Source organism: Nocardioides sp., assembly GCF_036374615.1.
In the GTDB taxonomy this organism is placed as follows: Bacteria; Actinomycetota; Actinomycetes; order Propionibacteriales; family Nocardioidaceae; genus Nocardioides.
Genome location: NZ_DASUTK010000202.1, coordinates 1 through 23,511 on the forward strand (window position 1 = coordinate 1; position 23,511 = coordinate 23,511).

22 protein-coding genes are annotated in these 23,511 nt (G+C 71.4%); 3 read left to right on the forward strand and 19 right to left on the reverse strand.

Going from position 1 to position 23,511, the window contains the following annotated elements; genetic code table 11:
• Positions 1–372 precede the first annotated feature (372 nt).
• From VFZ39_RS15680 to argC, 9 genes are read right to left on the reverse strand one after another with little or no spacing between them, the layout of a single operon-like run.
• Complete coding sequence (locus VFZ39_RS15680; protein WP_330866719.1) at positions 373–948, reverse strand: DNA-3-methyladenine glycosylase; 576 nt, start codon at positions 946–948, stop codon at positions 373–375.
• On the reverse strand, positions 941–2,377 hold the full coding sequence (gene argH, locus VFZ39_RS15685) for an argininosuccinate lyase (RefSeq protein ID WP_330866720.1): 1,437 nt from the start codon (positions 2,375–2,377) through the stop codon (positions 941–943). Before argH ends, VFZ39_RS15680 begins: the two co-directional genes overlap by 8 nt.
• Positions 2,377–3,807 carry an argininosuccinate synthase gene (gene argG, locus VFZ39_RS15690; RefSeq protein WP_330866721.1) on the reverse strand — a complete coding sequence of 477 codons (1,431 nt, stop codon included), beginning with the start codon at positions 3,805–3,807 and terminating at the stop codon, positions 2,377–2,379. Before argG ends, argH begins: the two co-directional genes overlap by 1 nt.
• On the reverse strand, positions 3,804–4,367 hold the full coding sequence (locus VFZ39_RS15695) for an arginine repressor (protein ID WP_330866722.1): 564 nt from the start codon (positions 4,365–4,367) through the stop codon (positions 3,804–3,806). Before VFZ39_RS15695 ends, argG begins: the two co-directional genes overlap by 4 nt.
• Positions 4,360–5,295, reverse strand: a complete 936-nt coding sequence (gene argF, locus VFZ39_RS15700; protein ID WP_330866723.1) for an ornithine carbamoyltransferase — start codon at positions 5,293–5,295, stop codon at positions 4,360–4,362. The genes VFZ39_RS15695 and argF overlap by 8 nt, the downstream gene beginning before the upstream one ends.
• Complete coding sequence (locus tag VFZ39_RS15705; protein WP_330866724.1) at positions 5,292–6,470, reverse strand: acetylornithine transaminase; 1,179 nt, start codon at positions 6,468–6,470, stop codon at positions 5,292–5,294. The genes argF and VFZ39_RS15705 overlap by 4 nt, the downstream gene beginning before the upstream one ends.
• Complete coding sequence (gene argB / locus VFZ39_RS15710; protein WP_330866725.1) at positions 6,467–7,396, reverse strand: acetylglutamate kinase; 930 nt, start codon at positions 7,394–7,396, stop codon at positions 6,467–6,469. Before argB ends, VFZ39_RS15705 begins: the two co-directional genes overlap by 4 nt.
• Complete coding sequence (gene argJ, locus VFZ39_RS15715) at positions 7,393–8,544, reverse strand: bifunctional glutamate N-acetyltransferase/amino-acid acetyltransferase ArgJ (protein ID WP_330866726.1); 1,152 nt, start codon at positions 8,542–8,544, stop codon at positions 7,393–7,395. Before argJ ends, argB begins: the two co-directional genes overlap by 4 nt.
• Positions 8,541–9,569 carry an N-acetyl-gamma-glutamyl-phosphate reductase gene (gene argC, locus VFZ39_RS15720; protein WP_330866727.1) on the reverse strand — a complete coding sequence of 343 codons (1,029 nt, stop codon included), beginning with the start codon at positions 9,567–9,569 and terminating at the stop codon, positions 8,541–8,543. The genes argJ and argC overlap by 4 nt, the downstream gene beginning before the upstream one ends.
• Positions 9,570–9,688: 119 nt before the next feature.
• Between argC and VFZ39_RS15725 the strand changes: the two genes are divergently transcribed.
• A complete protein-coding gene (locus VFZ39_RS15725) occupies positions 9,689–10,477 on the forward strand; it encodes a maleylpyruvate isomerase family mycothiol-dependent enzyme (protein WP_330866728.1) in 789 nt (262 codons plus the stop codon).
• A 77-nt stretch (positions 10,478–10,554) separates the two neighbouring features.
• Here the strand turns inward: VFZ39_RS15725 and pheT are convergent, their stop codons facing one another.
• The 10 genes from pheT to VFZ39_RS15775 all read right to left on the reverse strand — a co-directional run bounded on the left by pheT (position 10,555) and on the right by VFZ39_RS15775 (position 21,763).
• On the reverse strand, positions 10,555–13,035 hold the full coding sequence (gene pheT, locus VFZ39_RS15730) for a phenylalanine--tRNA ligase subunit beta (protein ID WP_330866729.1): 2,481 nt from the start codon (positions 13,033–13,035) through the stop codon (positions 10,555–10,557).
• 4 nt (positions 13,036–13,039) lie between these two features.
• Positions 13,040–14,143, reverse strand: coding sequence for a phenylalanine--tRNA ligase subunit alpha (gene pheS, locus VFZ39_RS15735; RefSeq protein ID WP_330866730.1), 1,104 nt, complete (start codon positions 14,141–14,143; stop codon positions 13,040–13,042).
• Positions 14,144–14,228: 85 nt separating this feature from the next.
• Positions 14,229–16,868 (reverse strand): DUF4153 domain-containing protein, encoded by a 2,640-nt coding sequence (locus tag VFZ39_RS15740; RefSeq protein WP_330866731.1) that lies wholly within the window; start codon positions 16,866–16,868, stop codon positions 14,229–14,231.
• Positions 16,865–17,554 carry a response regulator transcription factor gene (locus VFZ39_RS15745; protein ID WP_330866732.1) on the reverse strand — a complete coding sequence of 230 codons (690 nt, stop codon included), beginning with the start codon at positions 17,552–17,554 and terminating at the stop codon, positions 16,865–16,867. Before VFZ39_RS15745 ends, VFZ39_RS15740 begins: the two co-directional genes overlap by 4 nt.
• A 62-nt stretch (positions 17,555–17,616) precedes the next feature.
• Positions 17,617–18,669, reverse strand: a complete 1,053-nt coding sequence (locus VFZ39_RS15750) for an ATP-binding protein (protein WP_330866733.1) — start codon at positions 18,667–18,669, stop codon at positions 17,617–17,619.
• 62 nt (positions 18,670–18,731) lie between these two features.
• Positions 18,732–19,553: an RNA methyltransferase gene (locus tag VFZ39_RS15755; RefSeq protein ID WP_330866734.1), complete on the reverse strand. Its 822-nt coding sequence runs from the start codon at positions 19,551–19,553 to the stop codon at positions 18,732–18,734.
• A 17-nt stretch (positions 19,554–19,570) separates the two neighbouring features.
• Positions 19,571–19,954 (reverse strand): 50S ribosomal protein L20, encoded by a 384-nt coding sequence (gene rplT, locus VFZ39_RS15760; RefSeq protein WP_330866735.1) that lies wholly within the window; start codon positions 19,952–19,954, stop codon positions 19,571–19,573.
• A gap of 37 nt (positions 19,955–19,991) precedes the next feature.
• On the reverse strand, positions 19,992–20,204 hold the full coding sequence (locus tag VFZ39_RS15765; protein WP_330866736.1) for a bL35 family ribosomal protein: 213 nt from the start codon (positions 20,202–20,204) through the stop codon (positions 19,992–19,994).
• Between the two features lie 89 nt (positions 20,205–20,293).
• Complete coding sequence (gene infC / locus VFZ39_RS15770; protein ID WP_330866766.1) at positions 20,294–20,965, reverse strand: translation initiation factor IF-3; 672 nt, start codon at positions 20,963–20,965, stop codon at positions 20,294–20,296.
• Positions 20,966–21,238: 273 nt separating this feature from the next.
• A complete protein-coding gene (locus tag VFZ39_RS15775; protein WP_330866737.1) occupies positions 21,239–21,763 on the reverse strand; it encodes an SseB family protein in 525 nt (174 codons plus the stop codon).
• A gap of 55 nt (positions 21,764–21,818) precedes the next feature.
• Here VFZ39_RS15775 and VFZ39_RS15780 point away from each other — a divergent pair, with 55 nt between their 5' ends.
• A complete protein-coding gene (locus VFZ39_RS15780) occupies positions 21,819–22,268 on the forward strand; it encodes a hypothetical protein (RefSeq protein ID WP_330866738.1) in 450 nt (149 codons plus the stop codon).
• Positions 22,268–23,497, forward strand: a complete 1,230-nt coding sequence (locus VFZ39_RS15785; RefSeq protein ID WP_330866739.1) for an amino acid deaminase/aldolase — start codon at positions 22,268–22,270, stop codon at positions 23,495–23,497. The genes VFZ39_RS15780 and VFZ39_RS15785 overlap by 1 nt, the downstream gene beginning before the upstream one ends.
• Positions 23,498–23,511 lie beyond the last annotated feature (14 nt).

Sequence of the window (23,511 nt, forward strand, 5' to 3'; positions counted from 1 at the left end):
CATAGAAAACCTACAAAAAATCCAAACCCTGACAACAACAAACCCCAACAGTCAAAAAACTGTCCAGAATCATGTCATCAAAAAAACAAACCCAAACCAAACCACCACAACCAACATGGCAGCCGACAAGGGCATACAAACCAATTCCATCGACAAAAACACACTGTTGAGTTCTCAAACATCACACGCACACCGAGACAAGCCCTCGCGGGCTTGTCGTAGGGGCAACCTGCACAAACTTACCGGGCGGGCTGGGCGCCGTCAACTCGGGCGCCTGCCTCGCGGCTGCCGTGCGGACGCAACATTAGCAGCGGTCCGCGCGGCCCCCAAAATCGGGTCCGCGCGACCCCCGCCGAGGCGGGCCGGAGGGCCTCAGAGCGGCTTCGCGGGGCGGTACGTCGACACGGTCCGCTCCCCTGGGAGCCAGAACCGCCACGGCCTATCCGGCGCTCCGCGCAGCCCCACCCGCGGCCCGGTCGCGACCGGCTCCATGGGATCCCCGAGCGTGAGCGTCAGCTCCCCGTGGGTGAGGTCCACACCGTCATGCGAGCGCGTGATCGCGAGCGCTTGGCACAAGCGTGCGGGTCCGCGTGCAAGGTCGCGGTCCGTCGATCGGGGCCGACGCGCCCGCGCCTCGTCGAGGCCCTCCACGACCTCTCCGGCCCGGAGCAGCACAGCGCTGGCCCTCCCGGCCGGCCCGACTACGACGTTGCAGCAGTGGTGCATCCCGTAGGTGAAGTAGACGTACAGGTGCGCGGGCGGACCGAACATGACCTGGTTGCGGGCTGTCCGTCCGCGGAACGCGTGCGAGCCCGGGTCGTCGGGCCCGTCGTACGCCTCCACCTCGGTGAGCCGCACCGACACGTCGCCATGACGCAGCACCGCGCCGAGCAGCCGGGGCGCGACCTCGAGGACCGGCCCGTCGAGGAGGTCGCGCAGGTCAGCCAAGGGACGCCCGGTGGTCACGGACGACGGCCACCAGCTCGGCCAGCTGCTCGCGCACCCGGTCGGGGGCGGTGCCCCCTCGGCCGCTCCGGGAGGCGACCGATCCCTCGACGGTCAGCACGTCACGGACCGCCGGTGTCAGGTTCGGGGAGATCGCCGCGAGGTCGTCGTCGGAGAGCTCGTGCAGCTCGATGCCACGCTCCTCGCAGGTGCGGACACACGCGCCGGCGACTTCGTGGGCGGTCCGGAACGGCACGCCCTCGCGCACCAGCCACTCTGCGACGTCGGTCGCCAGCGAGAAGCCCTGCGGTGCCAGCTCGTGCATCCGATCGGTGTTGAACTGCAACGTCGTGACCATCCCGGTGACCGCCGGCAGCAGCACCTCGAGGGTGTCGATCGAGTCGAACACCGGTTCCTTGTCCTCCTGGAGGTCGCGGTTGTACGCGAGCGGCAGTGCCTTGAGCGTGGCGAGGAGTCCTGCGAGATTGCCGACGAGGCGACCGGCCTTGCCGCGGGCGAGCTCGGCGATGTCGGGGTTCTTCTTCTGGGGCATGATGCTCGACCCGGTCGACCACGAGTCGTGCAGCACGACGAAGTCGAACTCCCGGGTCGACCACAGGATCACGTCCTCCGCGAGCCTGCTGACGTCGACGCCGATCTGAGCGGTCACGTACGCCAGCTCGGCCACGAAGTCGCGGCTGGCCGTGCCGTCGAGGGAGTTGGCGGCCGATCCCTCGAAACCGAGCTCGGCAGCCACCAGCACCGGGTCGAGACCGAGGCTCGAGCCCGCCAGCGCGCCGGAGCCGTACGGCGACTCGGCGGCCGTCCGGCGGCGCCAGTCGGACAGCCGGTCGACGTCGCGCAGAAGCGGCCACGCCAGGGCGAGCAGGTGATGGGACAGCAGCACCGGCTGCGCGTGCTGCAGGTGGGTGCGGCCGGGCATGATGCTCAGCCGATCGGGGTCGAGGTGGCCCCGAGCCTGCGCTGCCAGCGCCTCCACGAGGTCGAGCACGTGTCCGGCCACGGTGGTCGCGTGATCGAGCAGGAAGGAGCGGAACAGCGTCGCGATCTGGTCGTTGCGCGACCGGCCGGCGCGGAGTCGACCGCCCACGTCGGTGCCGACCTCCTCGAGGAGCATCCGCTCCAGCGCACCGTGGACGTCCTCGTCCGCGGGATCGGGATGCAGGGTGCCGTCGGTGAAGCGCTGCGCGAGCACGTCGAGCCCGCGGTGGATCTCCGCCTCGTCGTCGGCCGTCAGCAGCCCGGCCGCGGCCAGCGCCTTCGCATGCGCGTGCGAGCCCGCGATGTCGTAGAGGGCCAACCTCCAGTCGAAGTGCGTGGACCGCGAGAGGGCCTCGAGCTCCGGTGAGGGTCCGCCGGAGAACCGACCGCCCCACAGCTTCCCCTCGTTCGTGCCGCGCCGCTCCGTCATCAGTCCGTCCCGAACTCCATCGCGGCGTGGTCCAGCGCCTCGTCCTCGGCATCGGCGGCCGCCGGATTGGCCGTGATCCGGCTGAACCCGCCCGGCTCGAGCTCGCCGTACAGCGTGCCGTTCTCGACCAGCACCTGGCCCTCGTCGAGCGGCTGCCGGGCGTACAGCTCCAGCTTCGAGCGCGAGTCGGCGATGTCAAGGTTGCGCAGCGTGAGCTGCCCGATCCGGTCGATGGGACCGAAGGCGGCGTTCTCGGTGCGCTCCATCGACAGCCGGTCGGGGTGGTAGGAGAACTCAGGGCCCTCGGTGCGCAGCACCGTGTAGTCCTCGCCGCGGCGCAGCCGCAGCGTCACCTCCCCGGTGACCAACGAGGCGATCCAGCGCTGGATCGACTCGCGCAGCATCAGTGCCTGCGGGTCGAGCCACCGGCCCTCGTACAGGAGCCGGCCGAGGCGCCTGCCCTCGTCGTGGTACGTCGCGATCGTGTCCTCGTTGTGGATCGCGTTGAGCAGCCGCTCGTAGACGATCCAGAGCAGCGCCATGCCGGGTGCCTCGTAGATCCCCCGCGACTTGGCCTCGATGACCCGGTTCTCGATCTGGTCGGACATGCCGAGCCCGTGTCGGCCGCCGATCGCGTTGACCTCGCGGACCAGGGCCACCTGATCGTCGTATCGGATGCCGTTGACCGCGACCGGCCGCCCGCCGTCGAACCGGACCGTGACGTCCTCGGTCGCGATCTCCACCAACGGGTCCCAGAACTTCACGCCCATGATCGGCTCGACCGTCTCGAGCGAGACGTCGAGATGCTCCAGGGTCTTGGCTTCGTGCGTGGCCCCCCAGATGTTGGCGTCGGTCGAGTAGGCCTTCTCCTGGCTGGCGCGGTAGGGCAGATCGCGCGCGGAGAGCCACTGGCTCATCTCGGCGCGACCGCCGAGCTCGTGGACGAACTCGGCGTCGAGCCAGGGCTTGTAGATGCGCAGGTCGGGATTCGCGAGCAGGCCGTAGCGGTAGAACCGCTCGATGTCGTTGCCCTTGAACGTCGAGCCGTCGCCCCAGATGTCCACGCCGTCCTCGTGCATCGCCCGGACCAGCATGGTCCCGGTGACAGCCCGGCCGAGCGGCGTGGTGTTGAAGTAGGTCCGACCGCCGGACCGGACGTGGAAGGCGCCGCACACCATGGCTGCGAGACCTTCGGTCACGAGCTGCGGCTTGCAGTCGACGGACCGGGCCAGCTCGGCGCCGTACTCGAGCGCTCGGCCGGGGACGCCGCCGATGTCCGGCTCGTCGTACTGGCCGATGTCGGCCGTGTAGGTGCACGGGATCGCGCCCTTTTCGCGCATCCAGGCGACCGCCACGGAGGTGTCGAGGCCGCCGGAGAAGGCGATGCCGACTCGTTCGCCGACCGGGAGAGAGACGAGGACCTTGCTCACGAACGGTTTCCTTCGGAGTCGTGGGAGACGAGGGTGCCGGTGACCGTGCCGTGGGAGTCGGCCAGCCGGAGGAAGTGGCGGGCGAGCGGCTCACCGCCCTGCGGCTGCCGGCTGATCACGACGACGGTGTCATCGCCGGCGATGGTGCCGAGGACGTCGGGCATCTCGGCCTTGTCGAACGCGCTGGCCAGGAACTGGGCGGCGCCCGGCGGCGTGCGGAGGACGACCAGGTTGGCACTGGCCTCGGCGCTGACCAGCAGCTCGCTGCACAGGCGCGCCAGCCGATGGGTGGCTGCGGCGCTCTCGGCCGGGGCGGACGGTCGACGGTCACCTCCCTCGCCGGGTACGGCGTAGACGAGCGCGCCGGACTGGCCTCGCACCTTGACCGCGTCGAGCTCGACCAGGTCTCGGCTGAGCGTCGCCTGGGTGACGTGAAGCCCGCTCGCCGCGAGCAGGTCGGCGAGCTCGGTCTGGGACCGCACCTCCTGCTGGGTGACCAGCTCGACGATCCGCTGGTGACGGGCGTTCTTGGTGCTGGGGCGGAGCGCGGCGTCAGTCATCAGGACTCCTGTTCGCGAGCAGCCAGGCCATGATCGCCTTCTGGGCGTGCCGTCGGTTCTCCGCCTCGTCCCAGATCACGCTGCGCGGACCGTCGAGCACCGCCGCGTCGACCTCCTTGCCGCGGTAGGCCGGAAGGCAGTGCAGCAGGATCGCGTCGTCCTTGGCGCGGGAGAACAGGTCCGTGGTCACGGAGTAGCCGCCGAAGACGGCGAGCCGGCTCTCGGCCTCCTCCTCCTTGCCCATCGAGACCCAGGTGTCCGTGACGACCGCGTCGGCGCCGCTGACCGCGCGCTCGGGATCGGGCTCGAGAGCCACCGACCCCCCGGTCGTCTCCGCGATCGCGGCCGCCCGCTCGACCATCGGCTGGCCGGGCGTGTAGCCCTCCGGCGCACCGATCCGGACGTGGAGCCCGGCCGTCGCGCCGGCCAGCAGCCACGAGTTGCCCATGTTGCAGGCGCCGTCGCCGACGAAGGCCACGGTCTGGCCGGCGAGGGTGCCACGATGCTCCTGCACCGTGAGGAGGTCGGCGAGCAGCTGGCAGGGGTGGTAGTCGTCGGTCAGGGCGTTGACGACCGGCACCCCGGCGTACGCCGCCATCTCCTCGATCCGGTCCTGGCCGTACGTGCGCCACACGATCATGGAGGCCTGTCGACCGAGCACCCGAGCGACGTCCGCGACCGACTCCCGCACTCCGATGCCGGCCAGCTTCCCGTCGACCAGCATCGGGTTGCCGCCGAGCTCCGCGATGCCCGAGGCGAAGCTCGCCTGGGTGCGCAGCGTGGGCTTGTCGAAGATCATCGCGACGGTCTGCGGTCCGGCGAGCGGTGTCGCGTCGTACGGCGACTGCTTGAGGTGGGTCGCCAGCGCGAGCACCTCGGCCTGCTCGGCCGGACTGAGGTCGTCGTCGGCCAGGAAGTGGCGGGTCATGGCTGCTCCTCGAGGGTGGCGAGGTCGCTCCACGCGTCGGCGAACCGCGCGAGGTCGCGTTCGGTGACGGTCAGGGGTGGCGCGAACCGTAGCCGGTCGGGCCCGGTGTTGTTCAGCAGGAAGCCGCGCTCCTGGGCACGGGTCACGACCTGCGGCGCGGTCGCGTCGGCGAGCCGGGCGGCGAGCAACAGGCCGCGGCCGGTGACGTCGACGACCTGCCCGGCCGCCGAGAGCGCAGCGGTCAGCTGGGCGCCGCGCTCGCGGGCCGCCAGGAGCAGCGACTCCTTCTCGATGGTGTCGATGACGGCGAGCGCCGCGGCGGTGGCCACCGGGTTGCCGCCGAAGGTGCTGCCGTGGTCGCCAGGGCCCAGCAGCGAACCCGCGTCGCCGAGCCCGACACACGCCCCGATCGGGATCCCGCCACCGAGCCCCTTGGCGAGGGTGACCACGTCCGGCTGGACGGACGATTCGTGAGCGAACCACTCCCCGGTCCGGCCGACCCCGGTCTGGACCTCATCGAGCCACAGCAGCGCGCCGTGCTGGGTCGCGATCGTTCGCGCGGCTGACAGGTAGCCGGGCGGTGGTACGACGACGCCCGCCTCGCCCTGGATCGGCTCGAGCACCACCGCGGCCGTCCGGTCGGTCACCGCCGCCGACAGTGCGTCCGGGTCGCCGTACGGCACCCACGTGACATCGCCGGGCAGCGGCTCGAACGGCTCGCGGAGCGCCGGCTTGTGGGTCAGCGCCAGCGCACCCATGGTGCGTCCGTGGAAGGAACCCTCCGCCGCGACCACGTGGGTGCGCCCGGTCCGCCTGGTCAGCTTGAGAGCCGCCTCGTTCGCCTCGGCGCCGGAGTTGGCGAAGAAGACGCGGCCACCGGCATCGGCTGGTCGCAGCAGGTCCAGCAGCCGCTGGGCGAGCGCCACCTGCGGCTCGGTCGCGAAGAAGTTCGAGACGTGACCCAGCGTCCGAAGCTGGGAGGTGACCGCGTCGACCAGCGCCGGGTGGGCGTGACCGAGCGCGTTGACCGCAATGCCGCCGAAGAGATCCAGGTACTCCCGCCCGGCGTCGTCCCACACCCGGGCGCCCTCGCCGCGCACGAGCGTCAGGCGTGGCGGCCCGAAGGTGTTCATCAGGGCGCCGGCGTATCGGTCCTGCACGGTCGGGCCGGTCATGCGAGTGCCTTCCGGATCTTGGTGGCGACGCCGGGCAGGACCTGGGTGCCGATGCCCTCGTCGGTGAACAGCTCGAGCAGGACCGAGTGCGCCTCGCGACCGTCGACCACGGTGGCCTTGGCCACGCCGCCGGTGACCGCCCGGAGGCACGCCTCCATCTTGGGCACCATCCCGCTGGCGAGGGTGGGCATCAGCTCGGCGAGCGACTCCGGGCTGATCTCCTGGATCACGTCGTCGCTGTCGGGCCAGTCGCGGTAGAGACCCTCGACGTCGGTCAGGACCAGCAGCTTCTCGGCTCCGAGCGCCACCGCCAGCGCGGCGGCAGCAGTGTCGGCATTGACGTTGTGGACGCGGCCCCCCGCATCAGGGGCCACGCTCGAGATCACCGGGATCCGGCCCGCGTCGACCAGGTCGTTGACGGCCTCGGGTCGCACCGTTGCGACCTCACCGACCAGGCCGAGGTCTACCTCCTCGCCGTCGATGATCGTGTTGGTGGGCTTGGCCGTGAAGAGGCCGGCGTCCTCACCGGAGAGTCCGACGGCGAGCGGTCCGTGGTCGTTGATCAGCCCCACGAGCTCGCGCTGGACCTGACCGACGAGCACCATCCTGACCACGTCCATCGCCTCGGGCGTGGTGACGCGCAGTCCCCCGCGGAACTCGGACTCGATGCCGAGCTTGTCGAGCATGCTCGAGATCTGGGGGCCGCCGCCGTGCACGACCACCGGCCGGAAGCCGGCGAACCGTAGGAACGCGACGTCCTCGGCGAACGCCCGCTTGAGCGTGTCGTCGGTCATCGCGTTGCCGCCGTACTTCACGACGATCGTCTTGCCGTGGTAGCGCTTCAGCCACGGCAGCGCGCCCGCGAGCACGCGGGCCTTGGCCGAGGCCTTCTCGTGGTGGACCGTGAGGTCGTGGATCTCGCTCATGAGCTGTAGGCACTGTTCTCGTGGACGTAGGCGTGGGTGAGGTCGTTGGTCCAGACCGTCGCCCGCTCACTGCCCGACTTCAGGTCGACCGTCACGGTGACCTCCCGGCCGCTGAGGTCGACAGTGGCGGGATCGGCGGCGGGCGTCGACTGCCGGCAGACCCAGACGCCGTTCATGGCGACGTCGAGGTCGGCCGGGTCGAACGCCGCGTCGGTGGTGCCGATCGAGGCCAGCACCCGTCCCCAGTTGGGGTCGTTGCCGAAGACCGCGGCCTTGAAGAGGTTGCTGCGGGCGATGCTGCGACCGACGGTGACCGCGTCGTCCTCGCTCGCGGCGTTGCGGATCGTGATGGCGATCTCGTGGTCGGCGCCCTCGGCGTCGGCGAGGAGCTGCATGGCGAGGTCGCTACAGGCCTGCGTCAGCGCCTCGGTGAGGTCGTGGAGGGACGGAGCGACCCCGCTGGCACCGCTCGCCATGACCGTCACCGTGTCGTTGGTGGACATGCAGCCGTCAGAGTCGAGCCGGTCGAAGGACACCCGGGTGGCGGCGCGCAGGGCGCGGTCGAGGTCGGCGGGGCTCGCGATCGCGTCGGTGGTGAGGACGACCAGCATCGTCGCGAGCTGCGGGGCGAGCATGCCCGCGCCCTTCGCCATGCCGCCGACGGTCCAGCCGGCACGCTCGACGACGACCTGCTTGGGCACCGAGTCGGTCGTCATGATCGCCGTGGCCGCCTCGGCGCCGCCGTCGGGGTCGAGGGCGCCGTACGCCGCGTCCGCCCCGGCCAGCACCGCGGCACGGTCGTTGGCGAGCCCGATCAGACCGGTGGAGCACACCACCACGTCGAGGGCGCCGATTCCGAGGTGGCCGGCGACCTGCTCGGCCACGGCGTGGGTGGTCTGGAACCCCTCGGGACCGGTGTAGCAGTTCGCCCCGCCCGAGTTGAGCACGACCGCGCGGACCACGCCGTCACGCACGACCTGCTCGCTCCACAGCACCGGGTTGGCCTTGCAGCGGTTGGCGGTGAAGACGCTCGCCGAGTCGTGGCGGGGGCCGTCGTTGACCACCAGCGCCACGTCTTTCGCGCCGCTGCTCTTCAGCCCGGCGGCGACACCGGCGGCCCGGAAGCCCTGGGGTGCGGTCACGCTCATGGTGCGATCCCGACGGCGGTCAGCCCGGTGGTCTCCTCGATCCCCAGCGCGAGGTTCAGGCATTGGACGGCGGCGCCGCCGGTGCCCTTGGCGAGGTTGTCGACGACACCGACTGCGACCAGCCGACGGGCGGCCCGGTCGACGGTCACCTGGATCTGCACGGCGTTCGATCCGAGCACGGACTGCGTCTGCGGCCACCGGCCGGGTGGGAGGACGTGCACGAAGGGCTCGTCTGCGTAGGCCTTCGCGTACGCCGCGTGCGCCTCGTCGGCGACGATGTCCTCGCGCAGCGGAGCCGAGCAGGTGGCCAGGATCCCGCGCGCCATCGGCACCAGGGTCGGCGTGAAGCTGACGCTGACCGGCCGGTCCGCCAACGGAGTGAGGCTCTGGACGATCTCCGGGGTGTGGCGGTGAACGCCCCCGACGCCGTACGCGCTGGCGCTGCCCATCACCTCGCTGCCGAGCAGGTGGGCCTTGGGGGCTCTGCCTGCGCCGCTGGTTCCGGACGCGGCGACCACCACGACGTCGGGCTCCACGAGCCCAGCCGCGAGTGCGGGCGCGAGAGCCAGGGTCGTGACGGTGGGGTAGCAGCCGGGGACCGCGATCCGATGCGCCCCGGTCAGAAGCTTTCGCTGCCCGGGAAGCTCCGGCAGCCCGTAGGGCCAGGACCCGGCGTGCGTGCCGCCGTAGAACGATTCCCAGGCGGCAGCGTCCCGGAGCCGGAAGTCCGCACCACAGTCGACGACCACGGTGTCGTCGCCCAGAGCGGCCGCGATCGGGCCGGACTGCCCGTGCGGGAGGGCGAGGACGACCGCGTCGTGCCCCGCCAGGATCTCCGGGTCGGTCGGCTCGAGGACCCGCTCGGCGAGCGGCAGCAGGTGCGGCTGCAGGGCACCGAGCGGCTCGCCCGCGTTGGCGCCTGCCGTGACCGACCCGATCTCAGCCTCCGGGTGGGCGAGCAGGAGACGGAGCACCTCCCCGCCGGCGTACCCACTGGCTCCCGCGACGGCGACCGTGAAGGACATGTGCATGAACATACATGATCACGTATGTTCATGCCATGCTGGGGAACGGCCGGGACAGCCGGTGGAAAATCGGGGTCGGGCCCATTCCGTCCGCGCCGGCGTGAGCCTAACCTCGGAGGATGAAGCTCGACACCGAGGACTACCTCTCGCACCTCGCGTCCGAATCATCACGATTCCGCGAGGTGCTTTCGTCTTGCGACCCGCTCGCTCGGGTTCCCGGCTGCCCTGACTGGAACGCCACCGACCTGTTGTGGCACCTCACCGAGGTGCAGGACTTCTGGGCCTGGGTCGTCCAGCACCGACCTGACGGGCCGGACGACTATCCCGATCCGAAGCGACCCACGTCGTACGCGGACCTCCTCGGAGCGTTCGACGAGCGCTCCACCGCCCTGCGGGAGTCGCTGGCGGACGCCGACCCGGCCGAGCCGGCGTGGACCTGGTCGGACGACCACACCGTGGGCTTCATCATCCGTCGGCAGAGCCTCGAGGCGCTCGTGCACCGGATCGACGCCGAGCAGGCGGCGGGCACCAGCAGCCCCCTGGACCAGCGGCTGGCCGCCGACGGCGTGGAGGAGGTGCTCGACGTCATGTACGGCGGCTGCCCGGACTGGGGACAGTTCAACCCGCTCCCCCACTACCTGCGGCTCGACGTCACGGACACCGGCGACTCGGTGTGGGTGCAGCTCGGGCGGTTCTCCGGGACGGACCCCGAAGGCATGCACCACGACGAGGACGACATCCACGTGGTGGCAACCCCGGACGCCGAGCCCGACGCCGTCATCAGCGGCAGCAGCGACCAGCTGCTGAAGCGGCTCTGGCGGCGCGGCGACGGCGCCGACATCCACCTGGCCGGCGACCTGAAGATCGTCGACCACTTCCGGCAGGTCATCCACCAGCCGATCAATTGAGCAAGTTGACGGCTCGGCCGTCCTGAGACATCACCAAGTGACGGCTCGGCCGTCCTGAGGCAACACCAAGTGACGGCTCAGCGCTGGACGGCTCCGAAGCGCTCGGCCGCGACGCGGACCGCGGCGGCGCGGGCGGCGCTGGTCTCCTCCTCGGTCAGGGTGCGGTCCAGGGCGCGGAACCGGAGCGCGAAGGCGAGGGACTTCTTGCCCTCCTCCACCTGCGGGCCTGTGTAGAGGTCGAACAGCCGCACCGACTCCAGCAGCTCGCCGGCTCCCTCCCGCAGCGCGGCCTCCACGTCGGCGGCCGGCACGTCGGCGTCGACGACCAGCGCCACGTCCTCCTTGGCGACCGGGAACGTGGAGTACGTCGGCGCGACGACCGTGTCGGCCGCTCGCTCCAGCAGGGCGTCGAGGTCGATCTCGGCGGCCGAGGTGCGTGGTGGCACGCCGTACGCGTCACAGACCTTCGGGTGGAGCTCGCCGGCGTGACCCAGGACGTGCCCGTCGACGAACAGTGCGGCACACCGGCCGGGGTGCCAGGGCGCGTGGGTGGCGGCGCGGACGGTGAGCTCGACGTCCAGCGCCTCGGCGACGACCCGGATCGCGTCGATCGCGTCCGCCCAGGTCGCGGGTCGGCCTTCGCCCCACCAGCCGGCGGGCTCCCGGTCGCCGCTGAGGGTCACCGCCAGGTGCAGCGGCTGGTCCGGGAGCGCCTTGAGGAGGTCGTCGAGTTCGCCCTCGGTCGGTGGTCGGTCCACACCGTAGATCGGCGCCGGGCCGCTCCCCCGCGGGATGGTGACGGGGGCGACCTCGAACAGGGCCGAGCTGGTCGTGCCGTGGCCGGCGTTGCGCGCAGCCGCCTTGAGGATGCCGGGGAGCAGCGTGGTGGTCATGGCCGGTTCCTCGGCCGAGAGCGGGTTGGCCAGCCGGAGCACGGTGCGCCGGTCGTCGTCCGCAGGCAGCCCGAGCCGGTCGAAGTCGGCCTCGCCCACGAACGGGAAGTCGATCACCTCGACGTACCCGGCTCCGGCGAGCACCCGGCCGACCCGGCGGCGGAGCCGCTGCTCGCGCGTCAGGCCGCGCCCGGCCGGAGCCGTGGGCAGCACCGACGGCACCCGGTCGTACCCGACGACCCGAGCGACCTCCTCCACCAGGTCGAAGGGGTCGGTGAGGTCCGGGCGCCACGGTGGCCGGGTCGCGGTGAGCCGGTTTCCGTCGCGGACGACCTCGCACCCGATGGCCCTCAGCGTGGTCTCGACCGTCGAGGCGTCGATCGGCATGCCGGTCACCCGTGTCGGCAGGTCGTCGTCGATCGTGATCGACGGCTGCGGCGCCGGCGCGCCCACGTGGGTCACGCCTGGGTCGACCGTGCCACCGCCGTACCGCACCAGCAGCTCGGCGACCCGGTCGGCAGCCCGCAGCGTGATCGTCGGGTCGGTGCCGCGCTCGAAGCGCTTGGCCGCCTCCGACGGGAGCTTGTGCCGCTTGGCGGTCCGGAAGATCCGGACCGGGTCCCAGTGGGCGGCCTCGATGAAGATGTCGGTCGTGGTCTCGGAGAGCTCGGTCGTCTCGCCACCCATCACCCCGGCCAGACCGATCGGGCCGGTGTCGTCGGTGATGAGCACGTCCTCCGCCGAGAGCGTGCGGTCGACGCCGTCGAGAGTGCGCAGCTGCTCCCCCTCCGCGGCCAGCCTGACCCGGATCGGGCCGGTCAGCCTGGCGCGGTCGAAGCCGTGGATCGGCTGCCCGAGCTCGAGCATCACGTAGTTGGTGACGTCGACGGCCAGCGAGATCGGCCGCATGCCGCACTGCTGGATCCGCTGAGCCATCCAGGCCGGGGTGGGCGCGGACGGGTCGAAGCCGGTCACGCTGCGTCCGGAGAAGACGTCGCACCGCGTGTCCTCGGCGACCTCGACGGGGTACGCCGCCTCCTCGGAGGTCGGCTCCTCGCGGTCGGCGGGATCCGTGAACGGCACGTCGAACCCCAGCGCGGCCTCGCGCGCGATGCCGCGCAGTGAGAGGGCGTAGGCCCGGTCCGGGTTGATCTCGAACTCGACGACCTCCTCGTCGAGCCCGAGCACCTTGAACGCGTCGTCCCCCGGCTCGCCGGCATCGGGTGGAAGCACGATGATGCCCTCGTGATCGTCACCGATGCCGAGCTCCCGTGAGGAGCAGATCATCCCGGCGGAGACGTGGCCGTAGGTCTTGCGGGCGCTGATCTCGAACCCGCCCGGCAGCACCCCGCCAGGCAGGACGACGACCACCAGGTCACCGGGCGCGAAGTTGTGGGCACCGCACACGATCCCCTGCGGCTCCCCCGTGCCGTTGGCCTCACCCACGTCCACCGTGCACCAGTTGATGGTCTTGCCGTTCTTCTGGGGCTCGGCGACCATCGTGAGCACCCGACCGACGACCAGGGGGCCGGAGATCTGGTCCCCGGCGCGGTGCAGCGCCTCGAGCTTGAGACCGAGCAGGGTCAACCGCGCGGTGAGGGTGTCGGTGTCGAGGTCGGCCGGCAGCGCGGCGTACTCGCGGATCCAGGAGACGGGTGCTTTCACCGGGTCAGAGCTCCGTTCCGAAGGCCGAGGAGAACCGCACGTCGCCCTCGAAGAAGGCGCGCAGGTCTGACGCCCCGGTGCGCAGCATCAGCGACCGGTCGATGCCCATGCCGAACGCGAACCCGGTGTAGCGATCGTTGTCGATGCCGCAGGCGGTCAGCACCCGCGGGTTGACCACACCGCAGCCGCCCCACTCGATCCAACCCTCGCCCTTGCAGGTGCGGCACTCCTCGCGGGCCCCGGGCACGTCGCGGCACACGAAGCACAGGAAGTCGAACTCGGCCGAGGGCTCGGTGAACGGGAAGTACGAGGGGCGGAAGCGGGTCGTGACCCCGTCGCCGAACAGCCGGGTGGCGAAGTGGTCGAGCGTGCCCTTGAGGTGGGCCATGGTGATGCCCTCGTCGACGACGAGCCCCTCCACCTGGTGGAACATCGGGCTGTGCGTGGCGTCGTACTCGTCGGTCCGGAAGACCCGGCCGGGCGAGATCACGTAGATCGGCGGCTGTCGGGTGAGCATGGTGCGCACCTGGACCGGCGAGGTCTGGGTGCGGAGCACGACGTGGTGGTCGGCCGGCTCGGTCCAGAAGGTGTCCTGCAACGTGCGGGCAGGGTGGTCGGGTCCGAGGTTGAGGGCGTCGAAGTTCAGCCACTCCGCCTCGACGAGCGGGCCCTCGGCCACCTCCCAGCCCATGGCGACGAAGATGTCGCTGACCAGCTCGTGCATCAGCGTGATCGGGTGCCGCGACCCCCGTGGCGTGCGCTGGGTCGGGACCGTGACGTCCACGGTCTCCTCGACCAGCATCCGCTCCTCGTGCTCCGCCTCGAGCACGGCGGTGCGCGCGGTCAACGCCTGGTTGACGGCGGCGCGAGCCTGGCCCATCCGCTGCCCGGCCTCCTTGCGGGCCTGCGGAGGCAGCGCCTTGATCTCCCGGTTGGCCAGCGCGAGTGGTGACCGGTCCCCGGCGTGGTCCAGCCTCGCCTGCTTGAGCCCGGCCAGGTCACGGGCCTCGGCGATGGCGGCGAGCGCGGCGTCGCGCATCGCGGCCACGTTCTCCTCGTCGAGCGGCGCGACCTGCACGGGGTCATAGTCGGTGTTGGGTCCGGACATGGGGGAAGTCTAGGAAGAGGCGGCCCGGCGGCACGAACCGGTCGGATGCCGGTCGCCCTCGGCGATGACGTACCCCCGACTCGCGTCAGTCGGCCGGGGGCAGGTCCTGGCAGGCGGTGACGTCCTCGGATGCTGGCAGCAGGACGTCGACCAACGCCGACTCCGCCCGGGCGCGACCGAGGTTCCAGGACAGCCAGCCGTCGCTGTTCTCCTCACTCAGCTGGTTCGTCGGGAGGTACCGCAGCGCGCAGCCTGCTAGCTCAGGCGGGAGGCGGTCGGCGATGATCGGGGCCGCGTCCGCGGAGAGTGACGTCAGGTAGTCGACGTCCAAGGTGCCGCTCGTCTCCCACCGGTCGATGTTGCGGTCGGCCACCCAGGCATCCGGGTTGATCGCCGCGAGCCCGAGCAGGGCCGCGGCGCCGGTGAGCAGCGCGGTCCGAGGCAGCCACCGCTCCCAGCGCATCCCTCCCAGGACCATGACGGCCACCACGACGACGCCGAGCCAGCCCTCGAAGACGTCCACGACGAGCCGCAGGGTCGTGAACCCATAGGCCTCCTGGTAGACGTGCATCCGGTACAGCGCCGAGGCGACCACGACGAGCGTGAGGACACACAGCGCCCCCACCGCGACCCGGAGCCAGAGCTGGTCGGTCCGGCCCTGCCCCGCGCGCCGGGCCGCCGCCCACGCCACGAGCAGCGTGAGAGCGGTCGCCACCGTGAGCTGTCCGAAGCCCCGGTGGACGTGCTCGGCGTACGTGAGGCCGGTGGTGCGTTCGAGGTAGTCGTGCCCGCCGAACACCACGGCCGCTTGCGCAGCGAGGAACACAGCGAAGACCGCGTCCACCACCAGGACGGGTACCAGCCACTCGAAGCGGTTTCGCAGCGGCGGAGGAGGCGCCGTCTCCGGCTCGACCTCGGGTGGGTTGAGGGCGAGGTACGCCGCCGACAGGGTCAGCCCGAAGACGATCACGGCGACGAAACCGCGGACGACCAGGTCTCCGAAGCTCAGGTTCGGGACGAAGAAGTCCACCCAGCGCGCGAAGAGGGCGTCCGCCGAGGCGAACAGGGCGCCGAACACGGCGAGAGCGATAGCGGACCAGACGACGGTACGGGCGACGGCTGAGGTGCGGCCGCCGGTCCCCGCCACGCGGACACTGCGGCCGAGCCAGGGCATGCCTCGCACCTCGGCCAGCGGCAGGGCGAGCCCGGCGAGGACGAAGCCCGGGAGGGTCCTGGCCCCCGTGACGCCTATCAGGAACACCGCCGACGACGCCAGCACGCACAATGTCGCGATTCCGGCGTTGTCGAGCAACATGAGGGGCAGCACCAGCAGCACGCTCAGCCCCGTACAGGCGAGCGCGAACGGATCCTTCCGACGGGCTGCGCTGGCGTACGCCGTGCCACCGGCCGCGAGCAGCACGACGACCCATGACAGGCCCGGCAGGGTGAACGCCATGATCGCGCCGGCCAGGATCCCGACCCCGGCGGCGAGCAGCACCACGCGCAGTCCCGGCAACCCTGCCTGCTCCGGCCAGAACCGCCCGAAGAGGGTGCCCATGCCGGACGGTGGCACTGAGACCGGACCGGTCGCGCGGGTCGGCACCTGCGCCGCCGGAGACTGCGACACGGACGTGGACGAGGCGGGCGGGATGGACGGGGGAACGGTCATCGTGACCTCCTCACGCTGGGCGGATGGGACGGCAGGCAGCTCCAGCCGCAGCCGCGCGCCGGATCGGTCAGGAGCCGGGTCGACGAAGCGCAGGCTGCCTCCGTGCAGCAAGGCCACCCAGCGGGCGACCGCCAGCCCGAGGCCGGTGCCGCCTCCGTGGCCCTCGGCCAGCGTGCCGAACCGTTCGAATACCCGCTCCCGGTCGACGGGCGCTATCCCGGGGCCCGAGTCGTCCACCTCGAGCCAGACGGCGCCTGCCGACTCGCCCGCGGTGATCAGGACGGTCTGACCCGCGGGGCCGTGCCGGGCCGCGTTGTCGAGCACATTCGTGAAGAGCTGCCGGAGGCGCATCGGGTCACCGGTGAGCCCCAGACCGTCGGGGACTCTGACGTCGAACCTCACGTCGCGGCCGCTCGCCGAGACCTCCCGGGCAGTGGCGCCCACCAGGTCCCGCAGCACCACGGGCTGCAGGTCGAGCCGGGCTGCCCCGGCGTCCAGCCGGGAGAGCTCGAGCAGGTCGGAGACGAGCGCACCCAGCCGCTCTGCTTGCTCCAGCGCCTCGGCCAGGTGTGGGCCGTCGGTCGGGACGACGCCGTCCGCCAGGTTCTCCAACAGGGCGGTGAGCCCGGCGAGCGGGGTGCGGATCTCGTGGGACACGGTGGCCACCAGGTCTCGCCGCTCACGGTCGACCGCGGCCAGGTCGTCCGCCATCGAGTTGAAAGCCTCGGCCAGCCTGCCCACCTCGTCGGTCGCCTGCGTGTCGATCCGGCCGGAGTAGTCGCCGCGCGCCATGGCCTGCGCGACGGCGGTCATCTCACGGAGCGGGGCGACCATCCCGGCCGCGAGCAGCTGGGTGACCCCGAGCGCCAGGGTGACGGCGACCGGCAGTGACAGGAGCAGCGGGACACCGGAGCGGGCGCCGGCAGCTCCGATCAGGGCCGCGACCACCACGGACGCAGCCACCAGGACACCCAGCTTGACCTTGATCGAGCCGATCGCGTCCAACGGACGGGCCGTCTCCGGCATCGGAGCCGTACGGGAGGTCACCCCGGTCACGGGGCCGCCTCCAAGGCGTACCCGACGCCGTGCACGGTGCGCAGCCTGGCAGCGCCCACCTTCGCCCGCAGCGCCTTCACGTGACTGTCGACGGTGCGCGTGCCCGACGCGTCGGCCCAGTCCCACACCTCGGCGAGCAGCTGCTCGCGCGTCAGCACCTTCCCCGCGTCTCGAGCGAGGCAGACGAGGAGGTCGAACTCGGTCGGCGTGAGGTGTACCTCGCGGCCATCGACGGTGGTACGACGTCGTGCCGGGTCGATCACCAGGTCGCCACAGGTGAGCGGGGAATGGTCCGGCGCAGCCGCGAGCTCCGCCGCCCGCTCCACCCGGCGCAGCAGAGCAACGACCCGGGCAACGAGCTCGCGCATCCGGAACGGCTTCGTGAGGTAGTCGTCGGCGCCGACCGCGAGTCCGACGAGGACGTCCGCCTCGTCATCGCGTGCGGTGAGCATCAGCACCGGCACCGGGCGCTGGGCCTGGATCCGGCGGCACACCTCGTGGCCGTCGAAGCCCGGCAGCATCACGTCGAGCACGACGGCATCCGGCTCGGCCGCGGCGCACGCGTCCACCGCGGTCGGTCCGTCGAACGCCTGGACGACGGCATACCCCTCTCCGCGCAACCGGGCCGTGACCGCGTCGTTGATGACGCGGTCGTCCTCGACCACGAGCACGGTGCGTGGGGCCATGGAACGACAGTAGAAGCGCGACCGCCGGATGGCGGGGAGGATTCGTGAAGGTTCTGTGGAGATCAGCCGATCCGGGCGGCGGGCCACTCGACGACGACCCGCGCTCCGCCCGAATCGGCGTCACCGAGCACGATGCTGCCGCCGTGGGCACGGGTCAGCCCGTTGACGAGATACATGCCCAGACCCGACCCGCCGCGGACACCACTGGTCCAGAACTTCGTGAACACTCGTCGCCGCAGCTCGTCGGGGATGCCGTCCCCCTCGTCCTCGACCACGAGCCGGATCCCCGACTGCTCGGCGCCCTCCCGCAGCGCCTCCAGGGTGACCGAGACGGTGCCGGCGCCGTGCCGGACGGCGTTCTCGACCAGGTTCGTCACTACCTGGGTGAACTTGTCGGGATCGGCCCCGATCGACGGCAGGTCGTCCTCGACGTCGTACCGGATCGGGCGGGCGGTTCCGGCCTGGACCGACTCCACGACCCGGCCGACGAGCTGGTCGGCGTCGCACGGCCTGCTGTGCAGCGACAGCCGGCCGGTGTCGATCCTCGCCACGTCGAGCAGCTCCGCGATCAGTCGGCTGAGTCGGTCGGAGTCGGTGTGGACGGTCGTGAGCATGAGCTTCTTCTGCTCGTCGGTGAGCTTGTCCCAGCGGTTCAGCATCGCCTGCACGAAGCCCTTCACACCGGTGAGGGGTGACCGCAGCTCATGGGCGACGGTGGCGACAAGGTCCGAGCGTTCCCGGTCGAGGTGCGCGCGTCCTCGTCCGCTGCGGATCACGACAGCGACCTGCGTGACCGGTCCCCCACGCAGGTCTCGGGTGATCCGAGCGGTGGTCAGCACCTCGGTGCCGTTGGGGAGCAACCACGACTGCTCGGGTATCCCGGTCCGGTTCGTGAGGCCGCCGTAGGGCTGGTTCGCCGCACACCAGTCGCGGCCCTCCGTGTCCTGCAGGGCGAGCACGTCGGCCAGCTGGGCGCCGACCGAGGTCGCCGGGTCGGCGCCGAGCATCCGCCCGGCGAGCGCCGAGACGATCACCACCTGACCGGCGGCGTCGGCCACCACGACCCCGTCGGGCAGCGCGTCGACCAGCGCCTGAGGAGAGCCCGGGTCTGTCACGGGGCCCATCATCCATGGAACACCGGGTCATGCACGCTCGCCACGGCGTCGTGGGCGGCGGGTCAGTGGCGCGCGCGAGCCGTGGCGTACAGGCAGACCGCCGCGGCGGTCGCGAGGTTGAGGCTCTCGGCCCGGCCCACGATCGGGATTCGGACTCGTCCGTCGGCCAGCGCCGCGAGCTCGTCCGGCAGCCCCCACGCCTCGTTGCCGAAGAGCCAGGCGACCGGCCTGCGCAGCAGGTCGTCGGCATCGAACAGGTCCGTCTCGCCGTCGCCGTCGGCGGCCAGCACCGTCAAGCCCGCGTCGCGCGCCTGCGAGACGACGACCTTCGGGTCGGGAGCGAGGGCCACCGGGAGGTGGAAGAGACTGCCGACGCTGGCCCGCACGGTCTTGGCGTTGTAGGCGTCCACCGAGTGGCCGGCCAGCACGACAGCGGCAGCACCGGCCGCGTCGGCGGTGCGGACCACGGTGCCGGCGTTGCCGGGATCGCGTACGTCGGCGCAGATCGTGACCAGGTCGGCGCTCTCCCACACCTGGTCGACGGGGCGGTCGAGGAACCGGCACACCGCCACCACGCCGGCCGGGGTGACGCTGTCGCTCAGCGTCGCGAGCGCGTGGTCCTCGACCGGCGTCCAGGCCACGCCGAGGTCGGCCGCGACGTCACGCAGCGCGGCGTACTGCTGCGCCGCAGCGCCGGTGGCGAACACCTCGACCGCGCAGACCTCACCCCCCGGCAGCCTGGCACCCAGCGCGCCCTCGACCGCCTTCGGGCCGTCGGCGAGGAACAGCCGCCGCTCGGTGCGTACCGACCGGCGGCTGAGCTTGCGCGCCTCCTTGACCCGGCCGCTGCGGGCGGTCAGCGGCTGCCCGCCTTCCCCGACCACCGGTCCTGGCCCGGTGGTCAGGAGGCCTTCGGCGCGTTGACGTCCTCGGGCAGCGCAGCCTTGGCGGTCTCGACCAGCGTCGAGAAGGTGGCCGCGTCGTTGACCGCGAGGTCGGCGAGGATCTTGCGGTCGACCTCGACGCCGGCCAGGTTGAGGCCCTGGATGAAGCGGTTGTAGGTCAGGCCCTCGGCGCGAGCGGCCGCGTTGATCCGCTGGATCCACAGGCGCCGGAAGTTGCCCTTGTTCTTGCGGCGGTCGTTGTACGAGTAGACCAGCGAGTGGGTGACCTGCTCCTTGGCCTTCCGGTACAGCCGCGAGCGCTGGCCGCGGTATCCGGCGGCGCGGTCGAGGGTGGTGCGGCGCTTCTTGTGGGCGTTCACTGCGCGCTTGACGCGTGCCATGTCGTTACTCCTTGAGTTGCTGTGGTGACCGAGGGGTTCAGATGCCGAGCATCTTCTTGACGCGCTTGACGTCGGCCTTCTTGACGTCGACCTCACCCTGGTTGCGGCGATGGATCCGTCGGCTTCCCGTCGTCGGGGCGGAGGCGAACGCCGCACCGGACTTGCGGCTCGCCTTCAGGCGGCGCACCTTCCCCGTGGAGGTCACCTTGAAGCGCTTGCTGGCACCGGAGTGCGTCTTGTTCTTCGGCATGTTCTCTCTTCGCTTTCTTCTTCTCCGTGATGGGCCGGAGGTCTCGAGGCTCGGCGGGGGCCGGCCTCGCACCTCAACCGCCGGCTGGGTCAGGCCTCGATCTCGGGATCGAGGTTCTCGGAGCGGCCGCGCTCCTTCTTCCCGCCGGGGCGATGGGCGGCGCGCTCGGCGCGCTCCTCCGCCTCCTCGACGGCGCGGGCGGCGGCCCGGGTCTCCTTCTCCGCCTTGGCCTCGGCCTTGGCGTCGGCCTTCTTGCGGTGCGGGCCCAGCACCATGATCATGTTGCGCCCGTCCTGCTTGGGGGCGGACTCGACGAAGCCCAGCTCGTCGACGTCCTCGGCCAGCCGCTGCAACAGCCGGAAGCCGAGCTCGGGCCGGTGCTGCTCGCGGCCGCGGAACATGATCGTGATCTTGACCTTGTCGCCGGCCTTCAGGAACCGCACGACGTGACCCTTCTTGGTCTCGTAGTCGTGCTGGTCGATCTTCGGGCGGAGCTTCATCTCCTTGATGACGACGTTGGTCTGGTTCCGACGCGCTTCACGGGCCTTCTGGGCGTTCTCGTACTTGAACTTCCCGTAGTCCATGAGCTTGCAGACCGGCGGGCGGGCCATGGGAGCCACCTCGACGAGGTCGAGGTCTGCCTCCTGGGCCAGCTTCAGGGCCTGGTCGGTGGGGACGATGCCCACGGTCTCGCCGTTGGGTCCCACAAGACGGACCTCGGGTACCCGGATCCGTTCGTTGATACGCAGCTCGGTGCTGATAAGTCCTCCAGTGGTTCTCGCGTCCGGAAGACCCCGCGACGTCCGGTTGGTACTGCCCGGAAATCGAAGAAGGCTTCCGCTGGTCACAAGCGGAAGCCCAGTCACGACACATCGCCGCGGCGGGTGTCTCTTTCCAGGACGACCGGGTCGCCCTGGGACCGGTACCCGACGACCTGTGGCGGTCGATGCGGGTGGGAGACGTGGCGCTGCTGGTCTCCGCTTGTCAGATCGGTCCCGTGAGGGACTGATCGGTCAACGCCGGACTCTACCGGTTCATTCCGACGCGGGTCGAATCCAAGCGGAGCGGGCGCCCACCCGGGCCAGGCGCCACCCCGCCGCGATGCCGTGGAGGTCGTCGCCCTCCAGGGCGTAGCGGACCGGGCCGGAGACGTCGATCACCAGTGCCTCCGCCTGCTCCTGGATGGCCGCCTGCGCGGCGGTGGCGGCGCTCACCGGGACCGGCCGGGCGTCCGTGCTCCACGCGGCCAGGCTCGCGGCGCTGGTGAACGCGAGCAGGCCACGCCGACCGTCCGGCCGGGTGATCAGGACGGTCGCCATGTCGCTGGTCTTGTCGTGGGCGAGACCCTGGTCGTCGTGCTCGACCTCCCCGAGGATCGCGACGACGGGAACGAGCAGCCGGGCACTGCCGAGCGCAGCCAGGACCCCGGCACGGTCCCCGCCCCCGTCGTCGTACGCCGAGAGCGCGGCTGTGAGCGCGGCGTCGGCCGTTCCGTCGTCACCGGCGAACCCCGGATCGGGGATGCGGGTGCCGTCGAAGGGCTCCTGGGGACCGACCACGGCTCGATCCTCGCACCCGTCGAGCTGCCTCCACCCATGTGACAGGCTTGACCTCGTGGACGAGGTGACGTGGGCCGCACTGACGGCGGTGCTCACCGCCCTCGGCGCGGCGTGGACCTGGTACGCGTTCCGCCACCGGGGGGCCGCCTCCGGCCTGCGGGGCGCCGGGCTGACCCTGCTCCCGCCCGCGGCTTGGATGACGGGCACGCTGGAGATGTTCACCGAGATCGGCAGCTCGGTGGCCGACTGGGCCACCCATCTGGTGCTCAGCCCGATCGTCTGGGCCGGCATCGTGCTCGCCGGGCTCTCGGTCCTGCTGCTCGGCGGCTCGGCCATGCTCCGTGAGCGGCAGCGGGAAAGCGGTGGATCGCCCCGGGAGCCGCGGTCGGCGACCGGTGCCGAGGAGCGCCCCGCGCTGGGTCGCACCGCGCGGCGCGACGAGCCGGTCATCGACGAGGACCTCGCCGACATCGAGGCGATCCTGAAGCGCCGCGGAATCACCTGATGCCGCCCTCCTCCTCGGGGCCCGCGTCCTCGGGGCGCAGTGCGCTGGCCCGCCGGCTCACCGCGGCCGTAGCGGGCTCCGAGCAGCTTGCGGCTCCCGCGATGGTGGTCGACCTCGAGGCCTTCGACGCCAATGCCGATGACCTGGCCCGACGCGCTGCGGGGAAGCCGTTGCGGCTGGCGTCGAAGTCGGTTCGGGTGCCGGCGTTGATCGAGCGGGCACTGCGGCATCCGGGGTTCACCGGCGTGCTGGCGTTCACCCTCCGCGAGGCGCTGTGGCTCCACGAGCAGGGGCTCAGCGACGATCTGGTCGTCGCCTACCCCACGGTGGACCGACCAGCGCTCACCCAGCTGGTGGCCTCGCCCGCCGCCGCCGCGGCGATCACGTTGATGATCGACGACCTCGCCCACCTCGACGTCGTCGACTCGGTACGACACTCGCTCGCGGTGCCGGTACGGGTGGCGATCGACGTCGACGCGGGCCTTCGGATCGGTGGTCAGCACGTCGGTCCCAAGCGCTCGCCGCTCTACGACCCGGCGGCCGTTCGGGACCTCGCACGTCGGGTCGTGGATCGGCGTGGTTTCCGGTTGGTCGGGGTGATGACCTACGAGGGGCAGGTCGCGGGCCTGCCCGACATGGTGCCGACGCAGCGTGCCAAGTCGTTGGTCGTCCGAGGCCTGAAGCAGGCTTCGCAGTCCCAGCTGGAGGCGCGTCGGCAGCAGGTCTCGGACGCGCTGACCGGTGTGGTGGAGCTGGAGTTCTGGAACGCCGGTGGCTCAGGCTCGGTCGAGTCGACCGCCGCGGACCCGGTCGTCACGGAGGTCGCCGCAGGGTCGGGTCTGCTGGTGCCGACCCTGTTCGACCACTACCGGTCCTTCGAGCCGCGGCCGGCGGCGTTCTTCGCGCTGCCGGTCACCCGCCGACCAGGCCCGGGGATCGCGACGGTCCACGGCGGCGGTCTGGTGGCGTCCGGTCCCGCTGGCAGGGACCGACTACCGACCCCGTGGCTGCCCGAGGGGCTCCACCTGACCGCGCTGGAGGGCGCCGGCGAGGTGCAGACGCCGCTCACCGGACCCGCCGCGGCCCGTCTCGCGATCGGGGACCTGGTGTGGTTCCGGCACGCCAAGTCAGGCGAGCCCTTCGAGCACACCAACGACGTCCACCTGCTCGAGGGTGACGCCTTCGTCGACCGGGTCTCGACCTACCGCGGCCACGGCCTCACGTTCTGACCGTCTCGACCGGC

Coding starts and splice junctions, on each gene's coding strand:
- VFZ39_RS15725 (WP_330866728.1), top strand. CDS start 9,689: ATGAAGCTCGACACCGAGGACTACCTCTCGCACCTCGCGTCCGAATCA.
- pheS (WP_330866730.1), bottom strand. CDS start 14,143: ATGTCCGGACCCAACACCGACTATGACCCCGTGCAGGTCGCGCCGCTC.
- VFZ39_RS15745 (WP_330866732.1), bottom strand. CDS start 17,554: ATGGCCCCACGCACCGTGCTCGTGGTCGAGGACGACCGCGTCATCAAC.
- VFZ39_RS15765 (WP_330866736.1), bottom strand. CDS start 20,204: ATGCCGAAGAACAAGACGCACTCCGGTGCCAGCAAGCGCTTCAAGGTG.
- argH (WP_330866720.1), bottom strand. CDS start 2,377: ATGACGGAGCGGCGCGGCACGAACGAGGGGAAGCTGTGGGGCGGTCGG.
- argC (WP_330866727.1), bottom strand. CDS start 9,569: ATGTCCTTCACGGTCGCCGTCGCGGGAGCCAGTGGGTACGCCGGCGGG.
- argJ (WP_330866726.1), bottom strand. CDS start 8,544: ATGAGCGTGACCGCACCCCAGGGCTTCCGGGCCGCCGGTGTCGCCGCC.
- argB (WP_330866725.1), bottom strand. CDS start 7,396: ATGAGCGAGATCCACGACCTCACGGTCCACCACGAGAAGGCCTCGGCC.
- VFZ39_RS15705 (WP_330866724.1), bottom strand. CDS start 6,470: ATGACCGGCCCGACCGTGCAGGACCGATACGCCGGCGCCCTGATGAAC.
- VFZ39_RS15785 (WP_330866739.1), top strand. CDS start 22,268: ATGCCGCCCTCCTCCTCGGGGCCCGCGTCCTCGGGGCGCAGTGCGCTG.
- argF (WP_330866723.1), bottom strand. CDS start 5,295: ATGACCCGCCACTTCCTGGCCGACGACGACCTCAGTCCGGCCGAGCAG.
- VFZ39_RS15695 (WP_330866722.1), bottom strand. CDS start 4,367: ATGACTGACGCCGCGCTCCGCCCCAGCACCAAGAACGCCCGTCACCAG.
- rplT (WP_330866735.1), bottom strand. CDS start 19,954: ATGGCACGCGTCAAGCGCGCAGTGAACGCCCACAAGAAGCGCCGCACC.